Source organism: Pseudarthrobacter sp. YAF2 (assembly GCF_052113345.1).
GTDB lineage: Bacteria > Actinomycetota > Actinomycetes > Actinomycetales > Micrococcaceae > Arthrobacter.
Genome location: NZ_JBFRDA010000011.1, coordinates 15,988 through 32,988, shown reverse-complemented (window position 1 = coordinate 32,988; position 17,001 = coordinate 15,988). Strand labels below are relative to the sequence as shown.

16 protein-coding genes and 1 pseudogene are annotated in these 17,001 nt (G+C 61.0%); 2 read left to right on the top strand and 15 right to left on the bottom strand.

Features of this window, described 5'->3' with window-relative positions:
* Nucleotides 1-100 precede the first annotated feature (100 nt).
* Together AB4Y79_RS12760 and AB4Y79_RS12755 are read left to right on the top strand one after the other, a co-directional pair.
* Nucleotides 101-769, top strand: coding sequence for a GntR family transcriptional regulator (locus AB4Y79_RS12760; RefSeq protein ID WP_441862268.1), 669 nt, complete (start codon nt 101-103; stop codon nt 767-769).
* 252 nt (nt 770-1,021) lie between these two features.
* Nucleotides 1,022-1,363 carry a YegP family protein gene (locus AB4Y79_RS12755; protein WP_441862265.1) on the top strand — a complete coding sequence of 114 codons (342 nt, stop codon included), beginning with the start codon at nt 1,022-1,024 and terminating at the stop codon, nt 1,361-1,363.
* Nucleotides 1,364-1,598: 235 nt separating this feature from the next.
* Here the strand turns inward: AB4Y79_RS12755 and AB4Y79_RS12750 are convergent, their stop codons facing one another.
* From AB4Y79_RS12750 to AB4Y79_RS12680, 15 genes and pseudogenes are all read right to left on the bottom strand, one after another.
* Entirely contained in the window at nt 1,599-1,769 is a 171-nt protein-coding gene (locus AB4Y79_RS12750; RefSeq protein ID WP_441862262.1) for a hypothetical protein, read from the bottom strand.
* 284 nt (nt 1,770-2,053) lie between these two features.
* On the bottom strand, nt 2,054-2,332 hold the full coding sequence (locus AB4Y79_RS12745) for an HPr family phosphocarrier protein (protein WP_441862259.1): 279 nt from the start codon (nt 2,330-2,332) through the stop codon (nt 2,054-2,056).
* 38 nt (nt 2,333-2,370) lie between these two features.
* Nucleotides 2,371-2,691, bottom strand: coding sequence for a PRD domain-containing protein (locus AB4Y79_RS12740; RefSeq protein ID WP_441862494.1), 321 nt, complete (start codon nt 2,689-2,691; stop codon nt 2,371-2,373).
* Nucleotides 2,692-2,809: 118 nt separating this feature from the next.
* Nucleotides 2,810-3,172: pseudogene (locus AB4Y79_RS12735) on the bottom strand (family 1 glycosylhydrolase); the annotation flags it as partial.
* Between the two features lie 48 nt (nt 3,173-3,220).
* The gene (locus tag AB4Y79_RS12730) at nt 3,221-5,134 is read right to left on the bottom strand and encodes a beta-glucoside-specific PTS transporter subunit IIABC (RefSeq protein WP_441862256.1); all 1,914 of its coding nucleotides are present in this window, start codon (nt 5,132-5,134) and stop codon (nt 3,221-3,223) included.
* Between the two features lie 591 nt (nt 5,135-5,725).
* Nucleotides 5,726-7,168, bottom strand: a complete 1,443-nt coding sequence (locus AB4Y79_RS12725; protein ID WP_441862253.1) for a purine-cytosine permease family protein — start codon at nt 7,166-7,168, stop codon at nt 5,726-5,728.
* Nucleotides 7,169-7,315: 147 nt separating this feature from the next.
* The gene (locus AB4Y79_RS12720) at nt 7,316-8,746 is read right to left on the bottom strand and encodes an amidase (RefSeq protein ID WP_441862251.1); all 1,431 of its coding nucleotides are present in this window, start codon (nt 8,744-8,746) and stop codon (nt 7,316-7,318) included.
* On the bottom strand, nt 8,743-9,060 hold the full coding sequence (locus AB4Y79_RS12715; protein ID WP_441862248.1) for a hypothetical protein: 318 nt from the start codon (nt 9,058-9,060) through the stop codon (nt 8,743-8,745). The genes AB4Y79_RS12720 and AB4Y79_RS12715 overlap by 4 nt, the downstream gene beginning before the upstream one ends.
* 124 nt (nt 9,061-9,184) lie before the next feature.
* Nucleotides 9,185-10,618: an ABC transporter substrate-binding protein gene (locus tag AB4Y79_RS12710; protein WP_441862245.1), complete on the bottom strand. Its 1,434-nt coding sequence runs from the start codon at nt 10,616-10,618 to the stop codon at nt 9,185-9,187.
* Complete coding sequence (locus AB4Y79_RS12705; protein ID WP_441862243.1) at nt 10,615-10,983, bottom strand: ArsR/SmtB family transcription factor; 369 nt, start codon at nt 10,981-10,983, stop codon at nt 10,615-10,617. Before AB4Y79_RS12705 ends, AB4Y79_RS12710 begins: the two co-directional genes overlap by 4 nt.
* Before the next feature lie 130 nt (nt 10,984-11,113).
* Nucleotides 11,114-11,938, bottom strand: coding sequence for an HpcH/HpaI aldolase/citrate lyase family protein (locus tag AB4Y79_RS12700; protein ID WP_441862240.1), 825 nt, complete (start codon nt 11,936-11,938; stop codon nt 11,114-11,116).
* Between the two features lie 2 nt (nt 11,939-11,940).
* Entirely contained in the window at nt 11,941-12,453 is a 513-nt protein-coding gene (locus AB4Y79_RS12695; RefSeq protein ID WP_441862237.1) for a MaoC family dehydratase, read from the bottom strand.
* Nucleotides 12,454-12,458: 5 nt separating this feature from the next.
* Nucleotides 12,459-14,552 carry an ATP-binding protein gene (locus AB4Y79_RS12690; RefSeq protein ID WP_441862234.1) on the bottom strand — a complete coding sequence of 698 codons (2,094 nt, stop codon included), beginning with the start codon at nt 14,550-14,552 and terminating at the stop codon, nt 12,459-12,461.
* Between the two features lie 35 nt (nt 14,553-14,587).
* Nucleotides 14,588-16,213: a carboxyl transferase domain-containing protein gene (locus AB4Y79_RS12685; RefSeq protein ID WP_441862231.1), complete on the bottom strand. Its 1,626-nt coding sequence runs from the start codon at nt 16,211-16,213 to the stop codon at nt 14,588-14,590.
* A gap of 32 nt (nt 16,214-16,245) precedes the next feature.
* On the bottom strand, nt 16,246-16,914 hold the full coding sequence (locus AB4Y79_RS12680) for a TetR/AcrR family transcriptional regulator (protein WP_441862229.1): 669 nt from the start codon (nt 16,912-16,914) through the stop codon (nt 16,246-16,248).
* Between the last annotated feature and the right edge of the window lie 87 nt (nt 16,915-17,001).

Below are 17,001 nucleotides of genomic sequence, written 5' to 3'. Positions count from 1 at the left end.
GTTACTGATCCATAACTGATCTGTAACTGATATATTAGAACTGACGTAATAGTATGTTGTAGATCACGCGGCAGTCAATAGCTACCTTGGGAGAGCCCGGATGAGCGTAATGCTAGAAAACCAGCTGGCCGGAGAAGGCGACCTCTCGCTCGCAGAGCAGGCCTACCAGCACCTCCGGGACCGCCTCATCATGCTCGACATCAGGCCGGGCGAGGCCATCAACGACGGCAAGCTGGCCGCGGAACTCGGGATCGGCCGCACGCCGGTGCGGGAAGCACTCAAGCGCCTGGAAGGCGACCACCTCGTGGTCTCGTACCCCCGCCGCGGAACGTTCGCCACCGTCGTCGACATCACCGAACTCGCCGACGTCTCCGAACTCCGCGAGTCCCTGGAACCTTTGGCAGCGCGCCGCGCTGCCAAGCTGGCCACCCCGGCGCTGCGCCAGGAAATCCGCGACACCGCCGCAGCAATCTCCACCATGGGTGATGGCGAGGACCCTTATGACCTCATGCGCTATGACATCAAGGTGCACCGCCTGATCTACCGGGCGGCCGCCAACACCCACCTTGAAGACGTCCTGATCCGCTACGACAACTTGGCCACCCGCATCTGGTGCATGGTGCTGGAAAAGGTACCGTCTGTGGCGGCCCACATTGCCGAGCACGTGGAGCTGCTGGAGGCCGTGGCCGACGGCGATTCGGACCGTGCGGGCAAGCTCGCCCTGGAGCACGTCACCAGTTTCGAGCAGGCCATCCGCAACGTGTTGTAGCTTCTGCGTCCGCGTGGTTTCCGCACGCGCTATTGCCCCTGTTTGAACTTGAGAGCGGGGGATCACTTCGGTTGGATACCGGGCAAAGCCTTGCGCGGGCAAGCGTCCCTGCGAAACACTCGAGGTACGCGTGCTGAATTTGACGGAAATTTGGATGGCGGGATAGCAGGAATTACGGAGGCAACGATGCCTCATGGCCTGTCGGGGCGGCAAAGATGCGGCCTCAAGATCCCGCAGACCGAAAGGATCGCAATGGCAGGAATGTTCGAACTATTTGTCGACGCGGAATCAGCGTTTAGGTTCCGGCTAACAGCGCCGGACGGCACCATCATGGCAGTGTCCAAGCCCTTCGACACCAAGAAAGACGCTGTTGCCGGCATCTCCGCCGTGCGCGAATACGCCGGCATGGGACTGATCACGGACCAGTGCGCAGCATCCACAAATAAGGCACAGCCAGCGGCCTGGAGTGATCCTGGTGGCCAACCTGACGATTCCCCGCGCATGCCAAAGATCGACTTTCACATCCGCGCCAGGGCGGTTCGCCGGGCCGTCTCGGGCCCCCGCTGGGCAGGGGCAATCCACAGCCTCTCCTGAACGGCCCGGGAGGGGCGTGGAGACCCCTCCTCCGCGCCTGCTTTACGTAAGGTTTACTATCGGCTCTTCAAAATGGGCAGGGGAGTGGCCGGAAAAGGCCTGCTTCTGTCGTGAGGAGCGGGTCGTTTCTTCGCCCCAAAATGCCGGATTAGAACCGATCAGTGCGGGCGCCGATCACTGGTAGCGAAGAGCTGGAATTCCTGACGACGTCTACAGCAGAATTGAAGCGTGAGGCTCAATCAACCCCGAACTTCTTTCGCATCGTTCGGAGTCTGTCCTCGAAGGTCACCAGATTCAGGTCCAGGATCATTACGTCTCCACTGAGCGTTTGGAAGCCAATGTCGCTCCAGACGCTTCTAAGTCTGGCCTCGGCCCTCTTTCGTACTAGCCCATCTGAGTCGTCCATCGGGGCTGGGTACGTCGCAGCAAGGCGGTCCCTGGACTTAACGAGTCGATGACCTCGGCAGCAAACCAGCGTCCTATGCCTCTTCCTCGCCAACCTTTCGCCATATGAACCGACAGTGGAACTTACGGTGTGCAGATCAGCCTCTAGCGAGTCCAGAATGTCGACCCTGACCGTCACTATCATAACTTTCGTCGGTGAAGTGAGCGCTGGCATTTCAGTCCGGGCAGTCGCCACCGCTGGTAAGGATTCCAATTCTCATGCTTTGGCTCAAATGCCGGGAAGTTTTATGCGTCGTGGTTGATTTGGAGCAGCCCGGCCAGGTGATCCAAGGCTTTCTCCGAGCCGGCGCTTTCACTGCGGAGGACAACGCGGTCGCCGTGCTCGAGTCCCAGGCTCATGAGGGAGAGAACTGAGCTGGCATCCATGGCTTCGCTGGCGGATTCATCTTCGCGTCCAATGGTAATTTCAAGGTTTTCGTATGCTGCCGCTGCTTCGACAAATACTGTGGCCGGGCGGGCGTGCAGGCCTGAGGTGCTGGCGATAATGGCTGTGCGTTCGGGCATGAGATTGCTTTCGTTCGTAGATAGGGGTGTGGGGGTGGTTAGCGCACTCGGAGGTCTTCTACCATCCGGGCGACGTGGAGGGTCAGGTAGGTCACTTCGTCTTCGGTCAGTGGCTCGCCGAGGCGCAGCTCGAGGACTGCTTGGAGCTTGAGGGCGTTAGCGTACGCCTCGGGATAGGACTCCCGGATTGCTTTGCTGAGCGTGCTTGCACCGTCGTCCAGCTGTCGGCCGGTTTGGGCTCGGACGAAGAAGTAGCGCAGGTGGGTGATGAAGCGGGCGGCGTTGACAGTGTCCTGGTTAAAGGGACGGTCATAAGCCTTCTCCAAGACTTCGAAAAGCTGTGTAAACACCCCGGTCATTTGATAGGTGAGAGACAGGTCACCGGTAGCGAACCCGGCATTCACCAGGTGCAGTGCGATCGGCACCGCTTCCGCTTCAGGCAGTGCCTGCTCAGCGCGGGTGTTGACGAAATCGAGGAAGGGGCTCGATGCCGTGCTTGTCCAGTTCATCCAGGATCCGCGAGTAGAAAGCCAGGCCCTCGGCGTTGGGAGTTTCCTCGTCCCCGAGCGGGAAGATCCGGCTCCACGCGATGGAGAAGCGGAACACCTTGAATCCCATGTCCGCGAAAAGCGCGATGTCCTCTTCATACCGGTGGTAGAAGTCGATGGCCACCTGCTTTAGGTTTTCCGGGGTGGGACCTTCGGTGGGGGTCTCCGTGATGCCCTTTGGCATCACGTCCTGGATGGAGAGCCCTTTGCCGCCCTCGTTGTAGGCACCTTCAATCTGGTTGGCGGCGGTGGCGCCGCCCCAGAGGAATCCTTCGGGGAAAGTGGTGGTCACAGTATTCGTTCCTTGTCAGCTGGAATGTGGGAGTAAGAACGGGCGGGTTTAGACACGGACCGTGATGGCGGCATCCCCTGTGGCGAGGGCTCCCTCGGTCACCGGATTGACGTCGGACAACTGGGCCGTGTTGGTAACCATCACCAGGGTGGTGGTGTCGTAGCCTGCAGAAGCGACGGCATCAAGGTCGACGACGGCGAGCAGGTCACCGGCGCGTACCTGCTCGCCGCGTGTCACTTTGGCTTCGAAGCCGCGGCCCTGCATTTGAACCGTGTCGATGCCGATGTGGACAAGGACCTCGACTCCGTCGTCAGATTTGATGCCAAAGGCGTGTCCGGTCTTCATGGCGGCCTTGATGGTGCCGGTGACCGGTGAGTAGATGTGGCCGCCGGCGGGCACGATGCCCAGGCCTTTACCCATGGCACCCGAGGCGAACACCTTGTCCTGGACATCCTTCAGGGCTACAGCCTGTCCGGCGACGGGGGCAAGAATCTCGACGGTACCGGCTGACGCGGCGGTACCGGTACCCGCTGCCGGGTCCGTTGCCGCCCGCGGTTCCGAAGCCGTTTCCGGAAGGCCCGTGCCGGCGTCGGACGCTGCTGCCACTTCCTGCTCGCGGGGGCCGAAGAAGAACGTCAGGAAGAAAGCGATCATCACAGCCGTAACGGTGCCTACCAGGAGGAGAACGACGTTGCCTACACTAGTGAACGCAGGAAGGCCAAGCAGCGACGGGAACACGAAAGACGTTGCAGCGCTCCCACCGGCAGCAACGACGGCGCCGCCGACGACACCGCCAGCAATACCAAAGTAAAACGGCTTCTTCAATGGAAGGTTGACGCCATAGATGCCTGGTTCGGTGACACCGGCCAGGAAACCGGACAATGAGGCGGGACCGGCCACGGCGCGGCGGGCTTTGTTGCGGGTTCGCAGGGCCACAGCAAGGGTGGCTGCGGCCTGCGCGAGCACTGCGGGCAGCAAGGGTCCGAACAGGAAGGAATGACCCTGCGTGGCGATCTCGTTGAGCATGCCCGGTACGAAGCCCCAGTGCAGGCCGAAGAGGACGAAGACCTGCCAGAAACCGCCCATGAGGGCACCAGCGAGCCAGGGTGCAAAAGTGAATGCCGCGGAAATTCCGGTCGAAAGACCCTGTGCCGCGTAGGTGGTGACCGGGCCGACCGTCAGCAGTACCAACGGGACCATCACCAGCAGTGTCAGCAGCGGCGTGGTGAAGTTTCGGATCGCTGACGGAAGTACAGGGGTGAGGAAGTGTTCCAGGTGGCCCTGAAGCCAAACCGCCACAATGATCGGAATGACCGAGCTGGTGTAGTTCATCATCACCACCGGGATCCCGGCGAAGCTCACAGGCTCGGCCTGCCCGGCCAGCGCCACGATGCTCGGGTAAACCAGCGCTCCGGCAATGGCCATCGAGGTGAATTGGTTGGCTTTGAACTTCTTGGCTGCCGTCACTGCCAGGAAGAGCGGCAGGAAATAGAACAGTGCATCCGCCGTGGCAGCCAAAACCACATTGGTCTGGGATGCCGGATCGAGCAATCCCAATTGGGTGGCAAGGCTCAAGAACGCTTTGAGCAGGCCGGAAGCTGCCAGCGGCCAGATCACAGGCGAAAAGATCGAGGAGATCAGGTCGATGAAGCGGCTCAAAAGGTTGCCCTTCGGCGCCGGATCGTCATCCGCCACGCTGTCTCCAGTGAGCTTGGTGATCTTGCCCAGTTCAGCGTAAACAGTAGGAACGTTGTCGCCAATGACCACCTGGTACTGGCCGCCGGCCTGCATCACAGTGATCACGCCGGGCAGCTTTTCGATCGCCGCAGTGTCAGCCTTGGCGTCGTCACGCAGCTTGAGCCTAAGCCGGGTAGCGCAGTGAGCCGCGCTAACGATGTTCTTTTCGCCGCCTACCCCCTGCAAAATTTCGCCGGCCAGCGACCGGTAGTCCACATTTGCCATGCCAGACCTCTCTGTCCAATTTTTGGGCACAAAAAAAGACCCGAGACGCACATAAGTGACATCTCAGGTCTTGCCCCGTTCGGGTAACAATCCTGACGGCGAAAATGGCCGCTGACACAGAATCATACGTGTGGTCCTCACCATGTGCAAACCATTGCGTCCGGATGAAGCCGAGCCGGTTTGGCAAGCGGAATCAGAAAGGGCCGCGTTTGCCTTGCGCAACAGACGCGGCGTACTTCAACCTTGACGAGTTCCGAGCCTCCCTTCAACGGATGAACCCGGTCGACACCTCACCCATCTTGCTTGGTACCTGGCTGACCCGTCACTCCCGCTTTCTGAGCAGTGAACCCGGCCCCGTGAAGCTCGTCGGGACATTGAGAAGCTGCGGAGTTCGAGGTCGGTGACCCTGTGGTGGGGACACCAACCTCGCCGGAAATTTTTCGCGCCGGCAGCGACGGTGCCGCCGCGCTCCCCTAACGAGCGCAGCCCGCTCCTTTCAGGCGAGCCCACAACTATTTTTGCAGCGCGACAAGAGTCCGGAGTGGCACGACCACTCCGGACTCTCACGTTTTGTCGGCAGGTACAGCTGGGTCAGGTCGTTTGCGGCAATTTCTGGTCGCTTTCGAGTTGCTGCTTGCGTGCTTTGGAATAGAAACGGCCGCGGGTCAGAACCATCATGGGTACATAGACAACTGGTCCGATAGCCATGGCGATGAACGACGCGTAGTAGCTCGGGTAAGCGCCGAAGATGCCTGCCGCACCCACGGCTATGCCCGCAACCATTGCAGTGATGCCGGCGGGGTTCCAGCTCGGTACGGCAGATTCTTCGTATTCGATGTTCGTGCTCGGTGCGAGCTTGAAGGCTTTCCGGCAGATGAAGTAGTCCGCGAGCAGGATGAAGATCCAGGTGTTGGTCATGATGCCTGTGACAGCAAGGAACTTGTCGGTGTACTGGAGTACGTTCAGGGGGTAAACGAGGACGCCCACAACGACCAGGCCCACCATCCACCACTGTCTGCCGATCTTGCGGGTAACGAGGGCGTCGGCGGCGTTGGAGAGTGCCAGGGAGCCGGAGTACAGGTTCATCACGTTGATGCGAACCTGCGTTACGAAGGCAAAGACAACGCCCAGGAAGCCCATGATCACCGCAAAGTACAAACCAGGATCGGTTGCAGAAACCTCCGGGTTAGGGCTTCCTTCAAAGGTCTTGAGCATCGTGAATCCGATAAATGTTCCGAAGAGCACAACGACGGCACACATCGCCAGTTCGATGAACATCAGCGCAGACGTTCCGCGGTAACCAACGGACTTCTTCACGAAGCGGCCGTAGTCAGTGGCGATCAGCCCTTGGAAGACGATCTGGCCGTTGACCATGCTCATTGCCTGCCACATCGCGGCGGCCCCCATGCCTCCCGTGGCCTGCCACTGCCCGGGACCGACCAGGACGTATCCGTTGCCCAGCATGACCATGCCCACGACGAAGAGGACAAGAAATATGGGCAGCCCAAACCGCTGCAGAATGTTCATCGAGTGCATGCCGCGCCACGAGTAGTACAGCGCCGCCAGGGAGATACCTGCGAAGACGATGGTAGCCAAAAACGAGTCGACGGGGATACCTGCCCAGGCGCTCAAGGCGTGGGAGACGATGCTGCCCTCGAAGATGAAATAGAAGACATAGTTGACGCCATACACGATGGAGGCCACGGCTGAGCCTTTGACTCCGAAGCCGAGGCCGCGGCTGAGCAACGGGAGTGAAAGCCCTTCCTTGCTTGCGATGCGCATGATGAGCCCGCCGATGACTGTCGCGCCCAGCACCATGTAGGCGATGGGCACCAACACCATGGGCCAGCCAACGAGGAAGCCCAGTTGCCCTCCAAGGAGGAACCAGAACATTGCGGTGATATTGCCCGTCAGCACGAGCAGAATCGCCAGGCGTGGCCAGCGCTTGTCTGCCGGAACACGTTGTGTCGCGTAGCTCTCTATTTGTTCGTCAAGGTTGGCGTCAGGGCCCCGCAGGGCATCTCTAAGGTTCATGGCTCGTCTCTCTGTTGCGTTGGCCGCCGGAAAATGCGGCCTGGTGGGTTCTTCACCCTGTTACAGGACGTTTTTGGGCATGCCGGAATAAACGATTGTTAGATGTGGGGCTTTATTGTCGGTGCTCGATACCGCGGCCGATGCGGCCTAGGCGGACGCCCACGTGCGCTCAGCCATGTTTGGGCGCGCAAGGTGGAACGTGGTTTGGCTTTGGAATGCCGCGGCGGCGCGCAGCAAAGCTGCCTCGCCGAACGGCCGGCCAATGAGCTGGATCCCGATCGGGAGTCCTTCCGTGTCGATGCCGCACGGCAGGCTCATGGCGGGCAGGCCCGTCAGGGACGGAAGACCCGTGAACTGCATGATTGCGGAAAGCATGTCTTCTGGCTCGTCGTTCCGGATGACCACGCTGGTCTCCCCGAGCGCTGTGGCGGTAAAGGGAAGAGTCGGGCAGGCGATGACATCCACCGTCTCCAGCGCCTGGAGCATTTGCGCTCGAAGCAGGGCCCTGTACCGCTGGGCTTGAAGGTAGTGGACTGCCGGAAGCATTTCGCCGGCCTGAAGCAGCAGCCTCACATCCTCCCCGTAATCCTGAGGGCGGGCCCTCAGACTGCGCTGGTGATAGGCGCTGGGCTCGGCAGCTTCCACTGTCAGTTGCGCCGAAATATTACCTTCAATATCTGCCACCTGCACGGCCCGCAGGACCGCGCCCTGGGCCTTGAAAGATTCCAGCGCGGCATTAACGGCCCGTTCGACTGCCGGCTGTATGTGGGTCAGTGAATAGTCGTCGATCAACCCGATCCGCAGCCCGGCCACACTCGGTTTCGCGGTCGCGGCCCAGTAGTCTTCAACTGCCGCCGGGGCCGTGCCCGCGTCTTTTGGATCATGGCCGGCCAGTACTCCCAGCAGTAGAGCGCAGTCGCGCGCCGAGCGGGTCATCGGGCCAACCGTGTCCATGCTCCACGCCAGGGGAATGACTCCTGCGTTGCTGACCCGCCCGATGGTTGGCCTAAGGCCGGTGATGCCGTTCAGCGATGACGGAAGCCTGATTGACCCTCCCGTGTCGGTGCCGAGAGCGCCGAATGAGGCCCCTGCCGCCACTGCAACTGCTGACCCGCCGCTCGACCCTCCTGGCATCCGAGTGACGTCCCAAGGATTTTTCACGAAACCGTAGTGGGGATTTGCGGACGTACCGCCCCAAGCAAACTCATGCATGTTGGTCTTGCCGAGAATGATGGCTCCAGCAGAACGGAGCCTCTGGACAACGGTGGAGTCATGGGTTGGACGGTAATCCGAGAGCACGGCACTTCCAGCCGTGGTCACCGCATTGGCAACGCCGATATTGTCCTTAAGGGAAATGGGAATACCGTGCAGGGGACCAATCCGGTACCCGGCCGCAATAAGGTCACCGGACGCAGCGGCAACAGCCCGGGCTTCGGCAGCATTGACACTGATGAAAGCATTCGTGTCTGCGATTTCGTCAATGCGCTCGAGGCACGCGTCCACGAGGTCGAGGGGGGATACTTCCTTGCTGCTGACCTTCTCGGCAGCAGTGACAATATCCAGATCAAGGAGATTCATGCCACAACCTCTTCACTAGCCGATGATGTCGCCCAGGTTCCACCCGGCATACCAAAAACCGTGATCGGAATTGTGTTATCCAGCTCAGGGGCCTGCATGCGCGTGCTGAGTGCTATCGCTGCCGGGATCCATTGACTGAGCAGCTCTGCGATCCTGGCCGAATCCTCGGCTGACAACGGCAGATCCACCAGACGGGAAGATGCCTCAATCTGCTCGGCGGTCACAACGCCTACGGCGCCCTGTTCAGCAGCCGGAAGACTTCCAACTGGCTCCTGCCCAACCATCCCATCAGTGGGAAGGTGATAATTTGTCATGCCCTCGACTCCTTGTGGTCTATATCACACGAGCGTAGGTCCGCCGCGCAAATGTGTCAATAGCTATTGACGCATGCACTTGTTTCACCCACGTAAAAGGCTGTTAAGACGCCGTTTCGTCCTTCTAACCAAAGACGTCAAAGATGCGCATTGCTGCAGTGTCGGCTTTCGCCAGCCAGAGGCGCTGGGAAGTCAGATTGCGTTCGCCCACGGTATTGCCCCTGGTGGAGCCGCGGCTTTCCCTTAGCGCCTGCGCGTGTACGGAAGCACTCGCGTCAGGGTCGCGGCCAAGAAGCCGTGCGTACTGGAGAATGGCCTCGTAAACCGTCTCCGATAAGGACGTGATCGGCGGCGCAAACCGACCGTACCGGGTGCGGTAGGTGGCGACCAAGCGGTCGTTGCCGGCATCAACGGCACCCTCGAAATAACTCTGTGCTGTCCAAACGTTTTGCGCCGCATCCGGGCCTATGTACCCGTATGTGGATTCGTCCAGGACAAGGGAGAGCATCACCGTCTGACCGGGAAGGCCTGCTGTCGCTCGTTGACGGTGAAATGCGACTTCATCCGCCCCTATCAGGGACGACATCACGAGGTCGGCGCCGCTTTTCTGGATCCGCTCGATAGTTTGGGAAAAGTCCCGTGTGCCCAGTGGTACAAAACACTCCCCGACAACTTCAGCGCCGTGCTTGGCGAGCACGGTGCGCGCCGACTCATGGGCGCCGTAGGACCAGTTATAGCTTTGCCCTATAAGAAACCATCTCCTTCCACCGGCCGTTTTCATCAGGAGGCGGGCAAGCGCGTCCACCTGGGATGCGGGCCTCTCCCCCAGCCGTACCACGTTGGCCGGTTCCACGCCGCCTTCGTTCATCACGGGCTGGACAAGGAGGATGTCGCTGCCCTGGACGGCGCTCATTACAGCGGCAAAGCTGGCGGACGTCGTGCAGGCAAATATCGCCCGGCATCTGGCCTTCGCCATCCGCCTGGCTTCCAAGCCGGCTACGCCGGCATCGGTGGCGTCGTCGGCGACCAGTATTTCAAGAGGCCTTCCACCAACTCCGCCCAGAGCGTTAACCGCTTCGACAGCAAGTTCAGCCATGTACTCAATTCCCATCGCGTAGACGGCGGCGGAACCGGACTTGCTGGTAATCAGGCCGATCCGCAACGTGTTCTGCGGCGGGGGAAGTGGCAACTGGAGCCCACTCCTGCGGACAAGCCAGTCGACCCCTGGCCCATCAATGGTTGAGCGAAGCCGCACCCGGGTGCGGCTTGCACCTAGGGAGTCAAAGAACAGCTTCAGGTGCCCCCGCCACGGCTGATGATGCTCGATAACGATCATCGAGGGCGGTCTGAGCCGGACGAATCGGCCCAGAATTTCGAGTTCCTGTCCCCCGCGTTCTTGCAGAGGGATTTTCAACCGAACAGTGCTGCCTACCGCGAGGCGGTCACATTTGGCGTCAAAAAGCCAACCGGCAGTGTCACCGGCGCCAAAGCGCGCAAACACGTCGTGCGCCGAAAGCTCGACCTCGGCCTCTGCCCCCAAGGTCAACGGCTGGTTCACCCAGAGCGCCTGAGGCCGGTCCTTGCGCCTGGTTGCTCCGACCCGGCGGGTGATGATTTCGCAACGTCTGCAATGCCGTCGTAGAGGATCCGCTGTAGATACCGGACCGCAGCGCTCACTGACCCCTCCGGATCGATGCTGTAGTACCGGTTTCGGCCCTCACGCCGTTCACGCACGACACCGGAGGTGCGCAGAAGCCGCAGGTGGCTCGACACCGTGGTTCGGCCCACCGAGTCGATGTGGTTGGCGAGTTCGGTGACTGAACACTCACCCTTTTCGCCCAGGTATTCAAGGATCTGTCGGCGTACGCCGTCAGATAAGGCATCGAAAATGAGCGTCTCGGATACCGCCGCTTGTCCGTCCATCTGTCAATAGTTGTCGACATAGTCACTGCTGTCAACGTCACAGGGCTGCCTTCCGCCACGCGCACCCGTAGGGCCGGTAGCCCGGCTCGCTCTGCCCTTTCTGTTCCCGCGTCGGAGGGGGGTGGGTATTTCAACCGGAATGGACCGAAGCGGCGGCCCGTGCCAAGGTCCGACGTGCGTGCCGAAGGACGGGTTCGTCGACCATGCGGCCTTCGAAAGTGAAGACGCCGCCCCACTGCTCCGCGGCACTAAGCATCTGTTGCGCCCGCTCGACTTCCGCCTGCGTGGGCATAAAGGCCTCCCGAATGATGGGCACCTGGGTTGGGTGGATGGCAGCTTTTGCTGTGAATCCGGAGGCGATGGCGTCGTTCGCTTCCTGTTTTAGACCGGCCACGTCGCCGATGTCGAGGTAAACGGAATCCAGCACCGCTTTCCCTGCCGCGCCTGCTGCCAGGAGCACCTGTGAACGAGCGTGCAGTGCAACGTCCCTGTACATGCCGTCGCGTCGGCGGCTGGACATTCCGCCCAGCGAGGCGATCATGTCTTCTGCGCCCCACATGAGAGCCACGACGTGCGGGACCGCCGCGATCGACGCTGCGTTCACCATGCCCTTGGCGGTCTCACACAAGGCGATAACCGAGAAGTTGGCCAGCCGCGCCAAAGATTCCGGGTCCTCGGTCTTGGCCAGCATGACGTGCCGGTAGTCAGTCTGCTCGAGTGCGTGCAGGTCCAAGGAAAAGTCGTCGGTGTCGGCCGGGTTGATCCTGATGATGGTTTTTTCCGGATCCAGGGTGCTGGCCATCAGGGCTTTGCGCGCAGATTCCCGGTCCTTTGGGGCAACAGCGTCCTCCAGATCCAGAATGACTGCGTCTGACCTCGCCACCGCCTTGCCGAATCGTTCGGGGCGATCGGCCGGGCAGAAGAGGATGGCTGGTCCCATTTCAAATGCGGCCACGTCTACTCCTGTCCCGCCGAAAGGCTGGCCTCGTGCGCCTGCCGGGTCCACATCAGGCAGCTGCGCGTCGCTTCGGCGACCACAATGCCGTCCTGGTTGCGTCCGGCGTGCTTCATTCCCACTATTCCCTGGCCGGGACGGGAGGCGGACATCCGGACATCTGTGACCTGGGTTTCGGTGTAGAGAGTGTCGCCATGAAACATCGGGTGCGGAAACCGGACATCGGTCAGTCCGAGTTGGGCGATGATCGTGCCCTCGGTCATTTGGGGCACTGACTGGCCGATCATGGTGCCGAGGGTGAATAGGGAGTTCATGAGCCTCTGACCGAAAGGCTGGGTGGCGCTCCAGGCGGCATCCAGGTGCAGGCCCTGGTTATTCATGGTAAGCGTCGTAAAAAGCACGTTGTCTGTTTCAGTTAGGGTGCGGCCGGGCCTGTGGACGTAGAGGGCGCCCTCCTTGAGTTCATCAAGGTAGAGGCCGCGTTGCTGGATGCGCTGCACGTCAATGGTGTCCATTGAACTTATCCCTTCGCTTCTTGGAGTTGTTGTGCTGACGCCGCCGTGGCCTGGGTCCTTCCGCCGTCGGCGGCCTCGAGGGAGAGTGGTTCGATGGTCGCCAGTATCTGGTTGGCCTTCACCAAGTCACCCACCTTCAGGCTTAGCCGTACGACGCCGGCAACCGGTGCCGGGAGCTGGTGCTCCATCTTCATTGCCTCGATGGAGAGCAGCGGCTGCCCCTCTTCGACGAGATCAAGGTCGTTAACTGCGACGGCGATCACGGTCCCAGGCATCGGTGACAGGACAACGGGCGACGCCGTTCCGGCCTCGCGTTCCAGGGTTGCGAGCTGGCCTTGCAGCCGCTCTTGCCGGCTGAGCCTCCGGGCGGCACCCCCCCAGCCGGCGATGGAGAGCCAAGCGGTTCCATCAGCGGCGACGGCGGTGGTTACTTGACGCCGGATCCCGTTGACGGAGGCTGAGCCGTCGGAGAGTGACTGGACGTGAAACGACGAGCCGTCGATGTCGAGGACCCGCCCTTCGGCCTCCCATGTTGCGGTGACTGTATACGTTTGTCCGTCAACCTCAAGATGGACCGATGTTGGTGACTGACCACCGATCCGCCACCCACTTCTGCTCCCCCATGGGCCGGGGCGGTCTGAAGATTCGTCTTCCAATAGGGCATGCGTCGCCAGCGCAAGGTCTTCGGAGCTGAAGGCCCGGAACGGCATGGAAATGATTTTGCGGTCGATCAGGGTTGTGTCCAGTCGCCCTGCTACGACGTCCTCGTCGGCGATAAGCAGCCTCAGATATTCAACGTTGGTCTTCACGCCAAGCAGGACGGTGTCGGCCAGTGCCCGGTCGAGCGTTCCGAGCGCGCGCCCGCGGTCGGTGTTCCAGACGATGACCTTGGCGATCATGGGGTCGTAGTGAGGTGGCACCTCCAAGCCAGGGGTCAGGGAGCTGTCTACCCTGATGCCGGGACCTGACGGTTCGCTGATGCGCAGCATGCAGCCGATCGACGGAAGAAAGCTGTGGGATGGATCTTCGGCGTAAACGCGCGCCTCGATCGCGTGCCCCTCGAGGGCCACATCGGCCTGGGCGACAGTGAGAACTTCGCCGGCCGCGATGCGCACCTGCCATTCAACCAGGTCCAAACGCTCACCATTGACCCGCACGACTTCTTCTGTGACGGGATGCTCAACCTGAAGGCGGGTATTCATTTCCATGAAAAAGAATTCATCGGGTGCCTCATCGGACACCAGAAATTCCACGGTTCCAGCACCGACGTAGTTCACGGATCGGGCGGCATCCACGGCCGCCGCGCCAATACGCGCTCTGATCTCTGCACCGTTGGCCAGGCCCTGGAGCAGCGGAGCGGGGGCCTCCTCGATCACTTTCTGGTGCCGGCGCTGCAGCGAGCACTCCCGTTCGCCTAGGTGGATGGTGTTGCCGTGACGGTCAGCAAGGACCTGGACTTCGATGTGCCGCGGGGAACGTACCAGCCGTTCGAGGAACAAGGTGTCATCCCCGAATGAGCTCTTGGCCACACGGCGCGCTGTCTCCAGGGCGGCTGGCAAGTCCTCGGCCCGTTCCACTACGTGCATGCCTTTGCCTCCACCGCCGGCGGAGGGTTTGATGAGAAGCGGAAACCCGACGTCCTTCGCAGCAGTGATGAGCTGTTCGTTACTTAGACCCGGTTCTGCGATACCTGGCACCACGGGAACTCCGTGCGCGACGACATGGTTTTTGGAGCGGATCTTGTCGCCCATCACATTGATGGAATCGACGTCCGGTCCGATAAAGGCAATGCCTGCCTCCTGCAGGGCCCGTGCGAAGTCTACGTTTTCGGACAGGAAGCCGTAGCCGGGGTGCACTGCTTGGGCACCTGTGCGGTGGCAGGCTTCGACCACCGCGTCAATCTTCAGGTAGCTGTCCGCGGCGGCAGCGGCACCGATGCACACCGCGATGTCGGCTTCTTTTACATGGCGCGCGTCGGCGTCCGCTTCCGAGTACACCGCGACGGAGTTGATTCCGAGCCGGCGGAGGGTGCGGATTACCCGGCATGCTATCTCGCCGCGGTTGGCGACCAGCACCGTGTCGAATTTTCTGATGGTCATGTCTGTTCTTCCTTGCGCTTGGTCTGTCGGGGCGGTCACATGCGGAAGAGGCCGAAGGAGGTTTCCGGCAACGGGGTCCGCGAGATGACGTCCAGGGCCAGGCCCAGGACCGTCCGGGTGTCCGCGGGATCAATGATGCCGTCGTCCCAGAGGCGTGCGGTGGAGTAATAGGGGCTGCCCTGCTTCTCGAACTGGGCTTTGATTGGGGCCTTGAAAGCGTCTTCGTCGTCGGCGGACCAATCCTGTCCTGCGGCTTCGTACTGGTCCCTCTTGACTGTGGCGAGCACGCTGGATGCCTGGTTGCCGCCCATAACCGAGATCCGTGAGGCCGGCCACATCCAGAGAAAGCGGGGCGAATAGGCCCGCCCGCACATGGAATAGTTGCCTGCGCCGAACGAGCCTCCGATAACAACCGTCAGTTTGGGTACACGGGCGGTTGCGACGGCGGTCACCATTTTTGCGCCGTTCTTGGCGATTCCACCGTGCTCGTAATCTTTACCGACCATGAAGCCGGAGAGGTTTTGCAAGAAGATCAGCGGGATCCCCCGCTGGTCGCAAAGCTCAATAAAGTGCGCACCCTTTAAAGCGGACTCACTGAACAGCACGCCGTTGTTCGCAACTATGCCAACGGGGTGGCCGTGCAGTCTGGCAAAGCCGGTGACCAGGGTGGTTCCGTAGTTGGCCTTGAACTCGTGAAACTCGCTGCCGTCCACAACCCGTGAAATAACTTCACGGACGTCGTACTGTGCGTTCACGTCGACAGGAACGACGTCGTACAGTTCTTCAGGGTCCTTCACGGGCGGGAGAACAGCATCTGCTACGTCCCAGACGTGTGCCCGTGGCGGTGGCAGGGTGTCGACAATGTCGCGCACTATCTGCAGGGCATGTTCATCGTTTTCTGCAAGGTGGTCCGTAACACCGGAAATCTTGGAGTGGACCTCACCGCCCCCCAGTTCTTCTGCAGAGACGATTTCTCCGATGGCTGCTTTCACCAGAGGCGGGCCGCCCAGGAAGATGGTGCCCTGGTTGCGGACGATGACCGTTTCGTCGCTCATGGCCGGCACGTAGGCACCACCGGCGGTGCAGGAGCCCATGACGGCGGCGATCTGAGGTATTTTGGCGGCGGACATTTTCGCCTGGTTGTAGAAGATACGGCCGAAGTGCTCTTTGTCCGGGAACACCTCGTCCTGTTTTGGCAGGAATGCCCCGCCGGAGTCCACCAAGTAGACGCAAGGCAGCCCGTTTTCGAGGGCGATCTCCTGGGCCCGGAGGTGCTTCTTGATCGTCATCGGATAGTAGGTGCCGCCCTTGACGGTGGCGTCGTTGGAGATCACCAGCACCTGCCGGCCGTGGACCAGGCCGATACCGGCAATGACGCCTGCACCGGGAGACTCGTCGTTGTACATGCCGTTTGCGGCCAGTGGGGCTATTTCCAGGAAGGGGCTGCCGTCGTCGAGCAAATGGTCAATGCGTTCGCGCGGCAGGAGCTTGCCGCGGGCAATGTGGCGTTCACGGGACTTCGCCGGCCCGCCCAACGCGGCCTTGGCCAGCCGATCCTTCAACTCTGCGGCAAGCCCCCACTGGGCTTCACCGTTCGCGGTCGAGGCGGGGCTGGTCGGGTCAAGCCCGCAGATTGCTGTCTTCACGTATCCTCTTTCCATTGTCGTTGGGGCCCGTCTGCGGATCAGACCGCTCACGAAGGCAAAGCCAGGCTGCGTCCGGCTTTGGCCTTGGTTGGTAGTGGCTCACTGTCAAGCCGGGTAGGTGTGGCGACGTAGTCGATGCCGTCGAGGACGGCGGGGTCAACCGAGAGGATTCTGCAGGCCGTGTCGACGAAGAATTGTTGAACGAGGGGCAACGGCAGACGGCCATCTGGCCGGTACCAGTGGGCTACGCCAGTACCCATCTCCATGATCGCCAATCTGGCCATGGTGAGATCCTCGGTGGGGAAAACGCCGACACGTTGGCCCCGCTCCAAGACCTGGGCGAACAGGGCTTCGTAGTCGTCGCGCATCTTTTGAAGAACTGGCCGGTTTGTCTCTGACAGGGCCCGCATCTCGTATTCGGCTACCCGCGCGGTCAGCTGGTTCACTGCAGTGAGGCCAACATGGGACGACACCAGCCCGGCAAGCTGGACCACCGGCTCGGAACTGGCCCGGAGCGCGGCCGCGCCAGCGTCGATAAGCTCCTGGAGGCAGGATTTCATGATTCTGACAAGGAGATCTTCCTTGCTGCCGACGTAATGGTAGATAGTCGCCGAATTGATTCCGGCTTCACCTCCAAGCTCACGGATGCCTGTGGCCGCAAATCCTTTAGCCGAGAACAGGGATACACCTGCACGCTGGACTCGTTCCAGATCCAACTGCCACTCCCTCCCAAACTCGCCGCCCAATCGATCGATTGGTTAATGCCTATAAGAAAACCGGCTAAAAGGTTGATTGTCAATCAA